This is a genomic window from Mycolicibacterium vaccae NBRC 14118 = CIP 105934, assembly GCF_001552715.1.
Classification (GTDB): domain Bacteria; phylum Actinomycetota; class Actinomycetes; order Mycobacteriales; family Mycobacteriaceae; genus Mycobacterium; species Mycobacterium vaccae.
In genome coordinates this window covers 14,928-28,385 of sequence record NZ_BCRS01000016.1, presented here as the reverse complement: position 1 = coordinate 28,385, position 13,458 = coordinate 14,928, and the positions used below count along the sequence as shown (strand labels likewise).

The following is a 13,458-nucleotide window of genomic DNA, read 5'->3' as shown; positions in this document are numbered from 1 at the left end:
GCTATATAAGCGCCGGTCAGGCGCATATCCTCGCCACCCTGCTGATGGTCTGCACGAATCATGGCCGACGCCATGGCATGACGTCGGCGTCTCAGCCGCGGTAGCTTGCCACCTGTTCGGCGTAGTCGTCGAGCAGCCGCAGAGAATCATCGAGCGACTTGGTCGGCAGCAGCAGCCGGAGCTCGCTGAACCCCAATTCCGCGACGGCATGCCAGTATTCGGGCTTGGCCGGGGTGCCGAACGTCGACAGCGGCACCTCGTGCCCGGCACCGGCGCGCAGCTGGTCGACGCGCCGTTTCAGGCGTTCGACGGGCAGTGGGTTGGCGATCCAGCCGGCCTCGTGCCGGATGATCCGCTTGACGGTGGCATCGGAGTCGCCGCCGATCAGGATGGGCGGATGCGGCTTGCGCACCGGCTTGGGCCGTAGGTAGGACGGGCCGAAATCGACGTATTTGCCGTGGTATTCGGCCGGCTCCTCTGTCCACAGCTCTTTGATCGCCTCGATGCGTTCGTCGAGCAGCGCGCCCCGGGTCTTCGGGTCGGTGCCGTGGTGGCGCAACTCCTCGATGTTCCAGCCGGCTCCCACGCCGAACACGAAGCGGCCGTGGGAGATCACGTCGACGCTGGCGGTTTCCTTCGCGGTGATGATCGGATCCCGCTGGATCAGCAGCGCGATCCCGGTGACCAGTTCGATGGTGGAGGTGACCGCGGCCGCGGCAGCCAGGGTCACGAAGGGATCGAGCGTGCGGTAGTAGATCGACGGGAGTTCGCCGCCCATCGGGTACGGCGATTCCCGGCTTGCCGGGATGTGCGTGTGCTCGGCGACGGCCAGGGACGTGAACCCGCGCTCCTCGATCGCCCGCGCCAGGGACACCGTGTCGATCGTGTCGTCGTTGACGAAGGTCGAGATCCCGAATCTCAATTGCGCCACTCCCCGAGGTTAGCCCCGCTGCCCAAACCCGTCGTGGCCATATCGATATCGAAGTTTGCCCCAACAGTCACATGGGTAACTTCAGTCACAGCGCCGTGACGTCAGCGCTCTCCGTAACAGCAGAGAAAGAAAAGAATGGGCTATCGCTATGAATACCGTCCTGTACTTCACCGCCAGCGGCGCCGTGTATGAGACCCGTGCCTACACCAACGCCGATATCTCCAAGCTTGTCCAAGACCAGGGTCTGCAGTGCCTGACCAGCGCTGACAACCAGTTCGACTTCTGGTTCAGCCCGTCCGCCCGCGGCTGCCAACGCCGCACCAACCAGTTCGCCACCGAATTGCTGATGGCGACCACCGATTTCACCGCCAAGACCGTCCCGCTGCTGCGCGGCAGCGTCGTCGTGGCCACCCACGACAGCGACGGCGACCTCGACGGCCTGAGCTGGCAACAGCTCGACATGCTGGCCGCGTTGAACCGTTCGGTGTCCGCACGCGATGAGCGCACACTGCAGCGTCGGATCCAGCGTGACGAGCGCCGGCAGCGGCATGCCGCCGAGGTCCCCCAGCCGGTCCTGGTCAGCTGTGCGCGTCCCCGCACGCCGGTCCGGCTCGGCTGATCACCTCCCGTGCGCCCGGACGCCGGCGTGATTACCGGCGAGCAGGTACGGGTATGTGAGCCGCCATGACATCTGCGGAAGAAAACGTAACGTCCGAGTCGGTCGAAGAGTCCGATGTGCTCGCGCCCGCGACCCCCGGCGCGGAGGCCCTACCCCTGCCCGAGGACGAGGTCGACAAGCCCTCCGACTAGCCCAGAAGGCTGAGAACCCTTCGGGGGAACCTTTCAAACCATCGTGGGCATAACCGGTGACGACGTGTCGGCCGTCGGCCACCATCCAGGTCGGCGTCGGAGTTCCCGGCACCATCACCGTCTGGCTGGAGTCCGCGTATGTCTGCGATCGGTATCGCCGGCCTCGGGCGCTCATTTACGGCCAGAGGTGTCTCACGACCGGTGCTGCGTGACCTCGACCTCGATGTCGATCCGCGCGAGATCGTCGCGATCCTGGGCGCCAGCGGCTGCGGCAAATCCACCCTGCTACGCGTCGTCGCCGGACTCGACACCGCCACTGCCGGCACCGTGCACATCGACGGAATTCCGGTCGGCCCTTACGATCCGCGCTGCGCCGTCGCGTTCCAGGAACCACGCCTGCTGCCGTGGCGCACGATCGCCCAGAACGTCGCGCTCGGCCTGCCCCGGCACACGCCGGCCGCCGCCGCTCGCACCACCGTCGCGCGCCTGCTCGACCTCGTCGGCCTGACCGAGTTCGCCGACCACCGGCCCCGTGAAGTGTCCGGCGGCATGGCACAACGCGCGTCGCTGGCCCGGGCACTGGCCCGCAGTCCTCGCGTGCTGTTGCTCGACGAGCCGTTCGGCGCACTCGACGCTCTGACCCGCTTGAAGATGCAGGACCTGCTGCTCGAGGTGCTCGCGGCCGCTCCTGCGACGGTGCTGCTGGTCACCCACGACGTGGACGAGGCACTGCAGCTGGCTGACCGCGTCATCCTGCTGGGCGTTGAGGACGGCACGGCCGGGGCCTCCATCCGTCAGACCGTCACCGTGCCTGGACGTCGGCCGCGTGACCGCGGATCGGCTGAGCTCGCCGAACTCCGCGGCCGTCTGCTCGACGGCCTCGGGGTGGATCGCCACCACCCCGCCCGACGCACCGAACAGGAAACCCGAGTATGAGAACCCCAGCACCCCGGGCGTCGCTCGTCGCGTTACTCGCCGCCGTCGCGCTGATTCTGAGCGCATGCGTCTCCGGGGAGAATGCGAGCAGCGGCGAAACCGCCGACGGAACTGGCACTGTCGACGGCCAGGTGCTCGACATCGACTTCGCCACCTACAACCCGTTGAGCCTGATCATCAAGGACCAGCGGTGGCTGGAAGCCCAAGGGGTCGAGGTCAACTGGGTGCAGTCGGCCGGCTCGAACAAGGCCAACGAGGCCCTGCGTGCCGGTGCCATCGACGTCGGTTCGACGGCGGGATCGGCGGCGCTGCTCGCGCGTTCGAACGGCTCCCCCATCCAGGTCATCGCAATCTACTCGCAGCCGGAGTGGGCCGCACTCGTCGCGCCTGCCGGGAGTGACATCACCGACGTCGCGCAATTGAGGGGCAGGAACGTAGCCGCCACCAAGGGCACCGACCCCTACTTCTTCCTGCTGCAGGCGCTGGAAGCGAACGGACTGTCCGCCGCCGACGTCACGGTCCAGAATCTGCAGCACGCCGACGGCTGGGCCGCGCTGCAGAACGGATCGGTCGACGCGTGGGCCGGACTGGACCCGATCATGGCCGGCGCCGAACAGAACGGCGCCACGCTGTTCTACCGCGACGTCGACTTCAACAGCTATGGCTTCCTCAACGCGCGCGAGGACTTCCTGAATGAGAAGCCCGAGCTCGCCCAGCTCGTCGTGGACGCCTACGCCGCCGCCGCGGTGTGGGCGGCCGAGAACCCTGACGAGACAGCGCAGATCCTTGCCGATGCCGCGGGCATCGAGCTGCCCGTCGCGCAGAAGGTGATCAACGAGCGGTCGAACCTCGACGTGAATCAGGTTCCCGGCGACGCACAGCTGGCGGTGCTCGAGAAGATCGCCCCGATCTTCGTCGACCTCGGCGACGTACAGAGCCGAGAGCAGGTCGACGACGCGCTGCAGACGATCGTCAACGACTCTTTCGTCAAACAGGCCGACGCCGCCCGCTTCCGGTCGTGACCGAGACGGTCGACAAGGCAGGCACGACACCGGGCACGGACCTGACGGAGCGCCGCGGGGTGCGCTTCGCCGCCGGCGTCCTGCTCCCGGCGCTGCTACTCGTTGTGTGGCAATGGGTTTCGACCAGCGGTTTGGTAGCCGTCTCGATACTGCCGTCACCGGCGATGGTATGGCTGGCCGCCGTCGACCTGACCGAGCGCGGCCTGTACGCGCACTACATCGCCATCTCGACCCAGCGTGTGCTGACGGGTTTCGCGATCGGGGCGGCGGCCGGTCTGGCCGTCGGCGCGGTCGTCGGGCTGTCCAAGGTCGTCAGTGTGCTGCTCGCACCGACGTTCGGCGGTATCCGCGCCGTCCCGTCTCTGGCCTGGGTGCCGCTGCTGATCCTGTGGTTCGGCATCGGTGAGGAATCCAAGGTCATCCTGATCGCCATCGGCGCGTTCTTCCCCGTCTACACGGTCGTCGGGGCCGCGTTACGTCACGTGGACAGGCATCTACTGGAGGCCGGCCGCGCCTTCGGATTGCACGGTCTGCGCCTGTTCGTCACCGTGCAGCTTCCGGCGGTCGTGCCGTCGACGGTCTCCGCGCTGCGCCTGGCCCTGGCCCAGTCCTGGCTCTTCCTGGTCGCCGCCGAGCTGATCGCCAGCTCGATGGGCCTCGGGTTCCTTCTGCTCGACTCCGGGCAGAACGGGCGGATCGACCGGATCTTCCTGGCCATCATCTCGCTGGCCCTGCTCGGCAAGCTCACCGATTCGCTGTTGAGTTTGTTCGAGAAGTGGGCGATCAGGAAGTGGGCGTAGCACCGACCGCCGACGGAACCGGCCCCCTGCATGTTGCAGAGGGCCGGTCCGATCACGATGTCGACTTGTCAGGCGGTCACCGGTCAGGCGTCGGAATCGGTGTCCGAACCTGAATCGGTGTCCGAATCGGTGGCGGGAGCAGCGGTCTCGCCCTCGCTCGGGTCGGCGCCGTCGGTGGACTCCTCGGTGCCGGTGGTCTCCTCGGCCGCGTCCTCGTCCTCGACGACGACGGCTTCCTCGTCCGCCACGACCTCGGTGGTCTCGTCGGTCTCGGGCGTCAGCTCCGGCTCGGCGGCCGGGACCTCATCCTCAACCACAACGTCAACCACAGGCTCCGTGACGGTCTCGGTGACGGGCTCGGTGACAGTCTCGGAGTCGTTCGAGACCGGGCTCACCTCGGTGGCCCCGCCCGGCACATCGAGGAGGAACGAGGCCGGTGCGGGCGTCGGGTTCGGAGCCGGCGGCGTCACCGGCACTTCCGGCTTCTTCAGCGCGGCGGCGATCGTCTGCGGCAGCTTGACGAACAGCGCGTCGAGCGTGCCGCCCTCCGAGAACAGACCCGGGAAGTTCTCCGGGCTGTAGATGGGGTCGCCGTTCTCGTCGGTGCCGAAGTACGGCTTGTAGCCGTTGAGGAACGCACCGGTGATCAGGCCCGGCGCGTTGACCAGCGCGGTGAACGCATCCTTCAGGTTGCCTTCCTTGACCGCGGCGAACACGGTGTCGGCGATGTTCATCGCCGCGAAGAACGCGGTGATCGGCGGGGACATCAGGCCTTTGGAGATCGTGATGATGTTGCCGCGGGTGATCAGCGAGTCGTACACCCGGCCGACCGCGTCGAACATCGCCTTGGGGATGGTCAGGATCGAGGTCAGCGGGAAGGCCACGTTCTCCAGGAAGACCAGGCCCCACGTGTTGAGTTCGACCAGCGCCTCGGTGAACTGCCCGTTGCCGAGGAACTCGAACGCGGCCTGCAGCCGGACCGGGAAGTTGGTCAGCGAGCGCTGCACGCCCTCGGCCGCGCCGACGAGGCCGGTGCCGCGGCGGGTGCCCGCCTGCTCCGCCGTCATGCCCCAGACGGTCTTCAGGTAGCCGGCCTGGTTCTCGCCGATCTGGTTGAGGATCGGGAACGGGGTGTTCCACAGCGACGAGCCGATGGCGCCGATCTGACTGAACGTGCTGGTGATGTTGTTCTGCCAGACCAGCAGCGGGTTCTCCAGGACAGGGTTGGTCGAGGCGGCCAGCGCGACGGCGGCCTGCCGGACATCCGGCGCCGACGTGGTCGGCGCCACGGGGTTCACGGCAATCGCGCTGGCGGCCACCACGGCGGCGCCGCTCACCAGAAACTTGTTCACTCGCGAAGGCTTCTTCGCCGCCACTGACAGAGGTGCGGCGCCATACGCGACCGAAAGTGCTTGTTGCACGGATACTCCTTTGGTACTGGTCATCGCCCCCCATGGGCGCGGTCGAACGTTAGCTGAGGATTACCTAAGAAGCAATAGGGTTGGCTAACCTCAGTTAGGCATCCTCGTTAGCTGGGTTTGCTGCCTCCCGGGCGCAGCCGGCAAATCCTGAGCTCAACGCTTCCGTGAGCCCGCTCACACATATTTGCGCCGGGGTCAAATGCGCGGTGTCACCCGCCTGCGGTGGACACGAACGGCTACGGTCAAGCCGTGAATTTCGAGGAATACCGCGCACAGGACGCCACCGGACTCGCACAGCTGGTGGCCGAGAAGCAGGTGACCGCAGACGAACTGCTCGCCCTGGCACGGGCGCGGGCCGCGGAGGTGAACCCGCGGATCAACGCGATCGTGCGCGACATCCCCGCCACCCCCGCCGACGCGGCGGCCGGACCGTTCACCGGGGTGCCGTTCCTGATCAAGGATCTCGCCCAGGACTACGCCGGGCTGCCCAGCTCACGCGGCTCACGGGCGCTGGTGTCGACCCCGGCCACCGAACACGCGACGATCGTGCAGCGCTGGATCGATGCCGGGTTGGTCATCTTCGGCAAGACCAACACCCCGGAGTTCGGGGCCAAGGGAATCACCGAACCCGACGTGTGGGGGCCGACGCGGAACCCGTGGAACCTGAGCCGCACCCCGGGTGGATCTTCGGGCGGTTCCGCTGCCGCCGTCGCCGCGGGCATCGTGCCGTGCGCCGGCGCGAATGACGGTGGTGGCTCGATCCGTATCCCTGCGGCGTGCTGCGGGCTGGTCGGACTGAAGCCCGGTCGCGGGCTGACCCCGATGGGACCGGAGACCGGTGAATCGATGCACGGGTCTGCGGTGCAGGGCGTCGTGTCGCGTACGGTGCGCGACACCGCCGCGATGCTCGACGCGATCAGCGGCGGTGAACCCTGGGGCCCGTTCAGCCCCGGAATGCCCAAGGCGCCCTTCGTGTCCTGTCTGGAAGAGGACCCGGGCCGGTTGCGCATCGGGGTCCGGGTGCCGACGGCGATCAATCCGTCGCCGCACCGCGAGGCGTTCGCCGCGGTCGAGGCGACCGTGCAGACCCTGACCGATCTGGGCCACCACGTCGAAGAGCTGCCGCAGGCCCCGTTCGACGACGCGGCGCTGGCGCGGGACTTCCTGCTCACCTGGTTCGTCTACACCGCATGGGAATTGGACGAGGCCAAGCGCCTCACCGGCGCCGGCGACGACGCCTTCGAGCGCGACACCCGGATCCTGGCCGCGATCGGCCGGGCCACCAGCAGCGTGGACTACGTCGACGCCGTGCAGCGCCGGCACGAACACACCCGTCGGCTGACCACGTACTTCGAGTCCTACGACCTGTTGCTGACCCCGACCCTGGCCACGCCCCCGCCCGCGATCGGCGAATTCGCGCTGCCGCTGGCCTTGCAGAAGGCCTCGGATCTGCTGCTCAAGACCCGCACCGCACACCTGCTGCGCCTCACCAACATCGTCGACGACATCGTCGACAAGAACCTCGGCTGGGTCCCCTACACCCAGCTGGCGAATCTCACTGGCCGCCCGGCGATCTCGCTGCCGGTGCACTGGACGGCCGAGGGCCTGCCGCTCGGTGTCCAGTTCGTCGCACCGCTGGCCGGCGAGTCGCTGCTGATCCGGGTGGCTGCCCAACTGGAGCAGGCGATGCCGTGGAGAGACCGCGTCGCACCCGTGTGAGTCAGGCCGGAGTCTCCCATTTCGGGAAGCGCTTCAGCACCTCTTCGAGCGCGATGCGGTTGGTGTACCCACGTACAGCGTCTGGGTCGCGCAGCGCCTGTGGCGTCAGGCAGCCGCGGCCTGCCAGTCCCGCGCCGCCACCAGTTCGGGCACCAAGGTCTCGGTCAGCAACCGGACGTCGTCGACGTCGTCTCCCGGATACCGCAGCGTGCTGGTGGCGGTGGGGACGTCCCCGCCGACCCCGACGATGCGGGTGCCGCGCGGGCCGGTCCACTCCGCCATCTGGGCCTCCCACTTCGATCCGGCGAAGACGAGCATCCGCAGATCGGTGTTCTTGGTGCGGTAGACGTCGACGTGGCTCCAGTCACCGGTCTCGCAGCCGATGGCCGACCGCCGCGGGCCCTCCCGCAGCATCAACGCGCCCTGCTGGGCCGAGGAGAACCGCCGCGCCGGCGCACACAGGTGCGTCTCGACAGGTCCCAGCAGATGCTCGGAAACCTCGGGGAGCCAGTCGTTCTCGGTGTCCAGCAGGTGATCGCTGGCGTGTGCCGCGGCCGCGACCGCACGCACCAGTTCGTCGCGGGGGGTGCCGGTCAGGTGGCATTCGAGAGCCATCAACAGGGCCAAAGTGTGCTGGAAGCTACGGCAGGCCACCCCGCCGGCCTCGGGTCCGGCCGACAGATCGACGGAGGCCTCGCACCGTGAGGTGATGGTCGATCCGGCGGTGTTGGTCAACGCCACCGTCGTCGCCGCAGAGTCGATGCGCTCCAGCGCGTCGAGCGTCTCGACCGATCCGCCGGTCGCGGAGGTGGCCACCACCAACGTGTCCGGGCCCCATACGGGCAGCAGTTCCGAGGACGCGATCTCCGAGACGGCGCTGATGCCCCGGTTCCGCAGCCGCGCGGCGGCCACGCCGGCGGCGTAGGCCGACGAGCCCATGCCGATGAACACCACGCGGGACACCTCGGGCGGCACCACCTGCGACCACGGATTGTGTTGCGCCAGAGCGTCGGCAAGCCGCGAGAGCACCTCCGGCTTACGGGCGAGGTCGGCAGCGAAGGCATCGGGATTCATCGGCTCATCTCTTGCAGTAGGGCGGGCAGGGCCGCATCAGGGACATACATCCACCGCGGTAGGTGGCGGGCAGCGTAGACGATCTCGCGGAGTACCTGCTGCAGCCGGAGCGCGGTGAGAGCGTGGTCGAGGTGCAGGTCGACGTGCCCGGTTTCGGCCAGCCTGCGCAGATACGCGTCGCGCAGAGCGGTACGGGCGGCGGCGTCGACGGGTGCCAGACTCTGCGGCGCGAGCTCGCTGCGTTCGGCCGCGACGATGGCGACATGGGACAGCGACTGCAGAATCCCGGCGAGGTCCACCGCTGCCGGTACCGGCAGCACCCGCTCGGCCGGCGGGAGCACGGGGTTGCCGTCGAAATCGGTGACGACCAGCAGATCGCCGGTCCGCAACACCTGTCCGACGTGCAGGTCGCCGTGGGCGTGCAGGATCGGCACACCCACCAGATCTGCCAACTGCCCGAGGCTCGCGGCGATGGTGTCGGCGTGCTCGGCCAGCAGCTGGGCATTGCCCGGCTCGGCCAGTGCGCGGGCAGTCGCCAGAGTGTCGAAAGCATTGTCGCGCCAGCGTTCTGCATCGGTGCGCGTGGAGATGGTCGCGGTGGCAGCCAGCGACGAGTGCAGGTCGGCGACCACCTCGCCGAGTGCGGCGCAGGTGCGCACCACGGTGGCGTGGTCGCCACTGCGGGCCGCGGCTTTGAACAGTTCCACCGCCCAGGTCCAGCCGTCGACTGCGCCGGGCAGATAGCCGGTGACGGTGGCGACCAGCGTCTCCGCCTGGTCCTCCGGCGTCCAGGTGACCACGCCCCACGGTGTGGGCATCGCGGTGAATCCCGCCGCGGTCAGGCAGGCCAGCCTGTCCGGCGCCGGATGCGGCCCGCGCTCGAGATGGGTCGCCCATTTCACCACCGCGGTATCGCCGACGATCACCGATTCGTTGGTCTGGTCGACGGTCACGGGACGCTCCCCGTCCGGTGCCGGACCTGTTGTCCAGGAGACGATCTGAAACCGTCCGTCGGAGCACCGGCCGGGTGTGCGGGCCAGCAGTCGCAGCAGGGCCTCGGCGGCCCCGTCCCCGGCGCCCGCCCGTCGCCACCGGGTCCCGTCGGCCACCGCGGGTACCGCCGACAACGTTCCGTCCGCATCGACGATCACCAGCGCGTGCCGGTCTCCGAGGTGCAGGAGATCGGCTGGGGGCAGGTCGGTCGGGTCGAGCGGCACGGATCAGTCGGTGGCGGCGCGGTGGGCGTGACCGACGCGTTCGATGGTGTCGGCGGCCAAGAGCAGACCGTCGCGCTCACGGATCTCCTTGCCGATCTGGGCAACCCGATCCCGGAGCCCGTCGTCGGTCAGGATGCGCTCCAGCGCGGAGATCAGTTCGTCGTCGCCGAAGTGATAGGTGTCCAGGCGCACACCGAGATCCAGCTCGTGAATGCGCTGGGCGTTCTCGTACTGGTCCCAGAACAGCGGCAGCACGATCAGCGGTTTGCCGAAGTGCAGCGCCTCGGTGGTGGTGTTGTTGCCGCCGTGGGAGATCACCGCGTCGACAAGCGGCATGATCCGGGTCTGCGGCAGCATCTGCGCGCCGACCATGTTGGCGGCCAACTCGATCTTGTCGGCCTGCGGCCCCTTGCTGACGATGAAACGGTGCGGGGTGCGCCCGAGCACGTCGACCAGCCGCTGCATCAGCGTGACATCCGCGGCACCCAGCGAGCCGAGCGACAGATACACCAGGGCGCTGCCCTCGGGACGATCGGCCATCGCAGCGGGAAGCTCGTACTCGTCGTCGGTTTCCCGGATGCTGGAGTCCACCCGGATCCACGACTCGTCGAGCGGCCGTCGATCGGTGTAATCCGCTGCGGCCGGGTAGATGTAGACGGTGGCGGCGTTGTCGCGCGGCATGAACTCCAGCTCGGGCAACGGCGCGGCGCCCTGCTCACGGACCCACGCGTCGAATTCCTCCCACACGGGGCGGAGCACCCGGTCGAACTCGGCGGTGTAGTCGCCCCACTGTGCGCGGTCGTCACTGGGCAGACCCGAGAACGGCGGCGGGACATCGGGACCGGGGACTTCCAGGGGGCTGCACGAGATGAAGCGCACGAACGGCTTGCCTGCGGTCGCCAACGCCGGGAACAGCACCACGTTGTCCTCGACCAGGACATCGGGCTGATGTTCGGCGATGATCTCGCGCAGGCGCGGTTCGCAGTATTTGGCGCCGTCGATGAGCGCCTGGAAGGTCGGCCGGATGAACGTATCGAGCTGCTCGATAGTCGGTTTGGCGAACTCAGGCGCGGTCTCGGCAATGAAGTCGGTCCAGAACTGGCCGGCGTCGGCGTCCGCGTCCTCGGCAGACGGTTCGGCCAGATCCACCAGTTCCTCGATGAAGCCGTACCTCTCGATCTTTCCCGCCCAGGACGATTCGGCGGCGAAGACGATCCGGTGGCCCCGCTCGCGCAGTTTGGCGGCGACACCGATGCACTGGTTGGTGGGTCCGTAGGCGGACTCCGGCCAGAACATGATGGTCAGTGGCTTCGGTGACTCGGTCAACGTGGTGTCCTTTCGCCCTGTTCACTGCGAGGCAGGGAATGGCCGGTGGCCACCCGTGCATAGTCGAGGATCTGGTCGGTCGAGGTGGCGGCGTCGAGGCTGGGATGACGGGCCACCATGCGGTACCCGTAGGCGTCTTCGAGCGCCACGATGTTGCGCGCTATCGTCAGCGAGGGCGAGGTCAAGGTGAAGACGCCCTGTGCGGCACCGGATTCCAGGATCACCTGGTACATCGCCACCTGCCGGTCGAAGAGCGCGGTCAGCATGACGGCGTAGGTGGGGTACCGGCCCGCGGCTCCGCCGAGCTCGCACAGCAGTTTCACCGCCGGATCGTCGGAGTCGACGGGCAGCCCGGACTCGATGGTCACCACCAGCCGGCGGTCCGGTTCGGCGATGCCTTCGATCGCGCGCAGGCGCTCGTCGTAGAACCGCTCCATGCCGGCGCGGTTGGCCTCGACGAGCAGAGTCTGCACATCGGGGAAGTGATAGAGCACCGCACCGGAGGTCAGTCCCGCTTCGGCCGCCACCTGGTTGAGCTGCACGCCCGCGCCGTGTTTCATCACGGCGCGCTGCGCCGCGTGCAGCAGTCTCGCGCGACGTTCCGTGCGGCTGACGGTCACCGGCACCTCCCAGAAGTATGTCGCGGCTCACTGTGCCAGAGATCCGCCCGCAGCGGAAGAAAAATTTGAAGCGTTACTCAGTTTTAACGACCCAATATCGAGTTACCTGCTTGTTTGCCGGTGACAGGGCCTGAATGAGTATGCAAGTATGGCGGCCATGACGGCTAAGGCGGCCAAGAAGGCCATGACGGGCGCCGACGAGTTGCGCGACGCCGAACCCCGGCCGGTGTGGTGGGACGGGGTTCAGACCGGTCCACGAACCGAACCGCTCAGCGGACGCCGGCACGCCGATCTGGTCATCGTCGGCGCCGGCTACACCGGGCTGTGGGCGGCCGTCGAGGCGCTCACCGAGGACCCCGCGCGCCGGGTCGTCCTCCTGGAACAGGACTGGGTCGGCGCGGGCGCATCGGGACGCAACGGTGGCTTCGTCTCCGAATCCCTCACGCACGGCATCGCCCACGGCGAAGCGATGTGGCCGGACGAACTCGACGAACTTCAGCGCCTCGGCCGGCAGAACGTCGAGGAGATCACCGGCTTCCTGCACACGCACGGGATCGACGCCGACCTGCGCCTGGTCGGCAAGACCACGCTGGCCAGGACCGCCCACGACTACGCGGCGCTGCGAGACGCCGTCGCGACGTATGCCCGACGCGGGGACGAGGTCCGGTTCCTCGACCGCGACGAGGTCCGCGCCGACATCCACTCGTCGTCGTTCCTCGGCGGACTGCGGACGCTGCGCGGCGGCCTGGTCGATCCGATGGCGTTGACTCTCGGCCTGCGCCGGGTGGCAGAAGAGCTGGGCGCCAACATCTTCGAGGGATCCCCGGCGACCGGCATCTCCCGGACGGGGTCCACCCTGACGGTCCGCAGCGCGCACGGTTCGGTCGAGACCTCGCAGGTGCTGCTCGCCTCCAACGCCTACCGTCCTCTGCTGCGTCGCCTGCGCGCATGGGTACTGCCCGTCTACGACTACGTGCTCGCCACGGCGCCGCTGACCGCCGAACAGCTGGCCTCGATCGGCTGGCAGCAGAACCAGGGTCTCACCGATGCGGGCAACCAGTTCCACTACTTCCGCCGAACCCGCGACGACCGGATCGTCTGGGGCGGCTACGACGCCGTCTACCACTATGGCAACGCCGTCCGGCCTGAGCTGGAGTTGCGCGACGCGTCTCATCGCCTGTTGGCCCGGCACTTTCGCGAGACGTTCCCGCAACTGGCTGAGGTGCCGTTCACCCACCGCTGGGGTGGCGTCATCGACACCACCACCCGGTTCACGCCGATCTTCGGAACCGCGTTCCACGGCCGGTTGGCCTATGCCGTCGGTTTCACCGGGCTGGGGGTGGCCTCCACACGTTTCGGCGCCCGCGTCGCCCTCGATCTGCTCGCCGGGCGGGACACCGAACGCACGCGGCTCAAGGCGGTCACCGGCACCGCGGTGCCCTTCCCGCCGGAACCTTTGCGCTGGCCCGCCGTCGAACTGACCCGGGCCGCACTGGCCCGGGAAGACGAAACCGGCCGCAGAGGAATGCTTTTGCGCACATTCGACCGATTCGGTGTGGGCTTCAACAGCTGAGGAGCAGGA

General features: G+C 68.2%; 13 protein-coding genes. 7 read left to right on the top strand and 6 right to left on the bottom strand.

Translation table 11 applies throughout. The features are described from left to right. Positions 1–91: 91 nt before the first annotated feature. A complete protein-coding gene (locus tag MVA01S_RS05345) occupies positions 92–922 on the bottom strand; it encodes an LLM class F420-dependent oxidoreductase (RefSeq protein WP_003931461.1) in 831 nt (276 codons plus the stop codon). Between the two features lie 157 nt (positions 923–1,079). Here MVA01S_RS05345 and MVA01S_RS05340 point away from each other — a divergent pair, with 157 nt between their 5' ends. The 5 genes from MVA01S_RS05340 (at position 1,080) to MVA01S_RS05325 (ending at position 4,499) form a co-directional block, all read left to right on the top strand. Beyond that, positions 1,080–1,550: a hypothetical protein gene (locus tag MVA01S_RS05340; protein WP_003931462.1), complete on the top strand. Its 471-nt coding sequence runs from the start codon at positions 1,080–1,082 to the stop codon at positions 1,548–1,550. Between the two features lie 65 nt (positions 1,551–1,615). Then, positions 1,616–1,741, top strand: coding sequence for a hypothetical protein (locus tag MVA01S_RS31880; RefSeq protein ID WP_003931463.1), 126 nt, complete (start codon positions 1,616–1,618; stop codon positions 1,739–1,741). A gap of 201 nt (positions 1,742–1,942) precedes the next feature. Then, positions 1,943–2,677, top strand: a complete 735-nt coding sequence (locus MVA01S_RS05335; protein WP_003931464.1) for an ABC transporter ATP-binding protein — start codon at positions 1,943–1,945, stop codon at positions 2,675–2,677. Continuing rightward, positions 2,674–3,699, top strand: coding sequence for an aliphatic sulfonate ABC transporter substrate-binding protein (locus tag MVA01S_RS05330; RefSeq protein ID WP_003931465.1), 1,026 nt, complete (start codon positions 2,674–2,676; stop codon positions 3,697–3,699). Before MVA01S_RS05335 ends, MVA01S_RS05330 begins: the two co-directional genes overlap by 4 nt. Next, complete coding sequence (locus tag MVA01S_RS05325) at positions 3,696–4,499, top strand: ABC transporter permease (protein ID WP_003931466.1); 804 nt, start codon at positions 3,696–3,698, stop codon at positions 4,497–4,499. The genes MVA01S_RS05330 and MVA01S_RS05325 overlap by 4 nt, the downstream gene beginning before the upstream one ends. An 83-nt stretch (positions 4,500–4,582) precedes the next feature. Here the strand turns inward: MVA01S_RS05325 and MVA01S_RS05320 are convergent, their stop codons facing one another. Beyond that, positions 4,583–5,851 (bottom strand): hypothetical protein, encoded by a 1,269-nt coding sequence (locus tag MVA01S_RS05320; protein WP_003931467.1) that lies wholly within the window; start codon positions 5,849–5,851, stop codon positions 4,583–4,585. Between the two features lie 318 nt (positions 5,852–6,169). Here MVA01S_RS05320 and MVA01S_RS05315 point away from each other — a divergent pair, with 318 nt between their 5' ends. Beyond that, positions 6,170–7,639 carry an amidase gene (locus tag MVA01S_RS05315; protein ID WP_003931468.1) on the top strand — a complete coding sequence of 490 codons (1,470 nt, stop codon included), beginning with the start codon at positions 6,170–6,172 and terminating at the stop codon, positions 7,637–7,639. 105 nt (positions 7,640–7,744) lie between these two features. On the opposite strand, the gene MVA01S_RS05310 is transcribed toward MVA01S_RS05315, so the two are convergent. The 4 genes from MVA01S_RS05310 to MVA01S_RS05295 are packed head-to-tail and all read right to left on the bottom strand — an operon-like array spanning position 7,745 to position 11,876. Beyond that, complete coding sequence (locus tag MVA01S_RS05310) at positions 7,745–8,713, bottom strand: SIS domain-containing protein (protein ID WP_003931469.1); 969 nt, start codon at positions 8,711–8,713, stop codon at positions 7,745–7,747. Further along, positions 8,710–9,930 carry a glucosamine kinase gene (locus MVA01S_RS05305; protein WP_003931470.1) on the bottom strand — a complete coding sequence of 407 codons (1,221 nt, stop codon included), beginning with the start codon at positions 9,928–9,930 and terminating at the stop codon, positions 8,710–8,712. The genes MVA01S_RS05310 and MVA01S_RS05305 overlap by 4 nt, the downstream gene beginning before the upstream one ends. A gap of 3 nt (positions 9,931–9,933) precedes the next feature. Then, positions 9,934–11,256, bottom strand: coding sequence for a glycosyltransferase (locus MVA01S_RS05300; protein WP_003931471.1), 1,323 nt, complete (start codon positions 11,254–11,256; stop codon positions 9,934–9,936). Beyond that, entirely contained in the window at positions 11,253–11,876 is a 624-nt protein-coding gene (locus tag MVA01S_RS05295; protein ID WP_040541897.1) for a TetR/AcrR family transcriptional regulator, read from the bottom strand. Before MVA01S_RS05295 ends, MVA01S_RS05300 begins: the two co-directional genes overlap by 4 nt. Before the next feature lie 157 nt (positions 11,877–12,033). On the opposite strand from MVA01S_RS05295, the gene MVA01S_RS05290 reads away from it, so the two are divergent. Beyond that, a complete protein-coding gene (locus MVA01S_RS05290) occupies positions 12,034–13,449 on the top strand; it encodes an NAD(P)/FAD-dependent oxidoreductase (protein ID WP_237024275.1) in 1,416 nt (471 codons plus the stop codon). The last annotated feature ends 9 nt before the right edge of the window (positions 13,450–13,458 follow it).

Bases quoted from the DNA above. Each gene is read 5' to 3' on its own strand.
- MVA01S_RS05340 (WP_003931462.1), top strand. From the start codon at position 1,080: ATGAATACCGTCCTGTACTTCACCGCCAGCGGCGCCGTGTATGAGACC.
- MVA01S_RS31880 (WP_003931463.1), top strand. From the start codon at position 1,616: ATGACATCTGCGGAAGAAAACGTAACGTCCGAGTCGGTCGAAGAGTCC.
- MVA01S_RS05330 (WP_003931465.1), top strand. From the start codon at position 2,674: ATGAGAACCCCAGCACCCCGGGCGTCGCTCGTCGCGTTACTCGCCGCC.
- MVA01S_RS05310 (WP_003931469.1), bottom strand. From the start codon at position 8,713: ATGAATCCCGATGCCTTCGCTGCCGACCTCGCCCGTAAGCCGGAGGTG.
- MVA01S_RS05290 (WP_237024275.1), top strand. From the start codon at position 12,034: ATGACGGCTAAGGCGGCCAAGAAGGCCATGACGGGCGCCGACGAGTTG.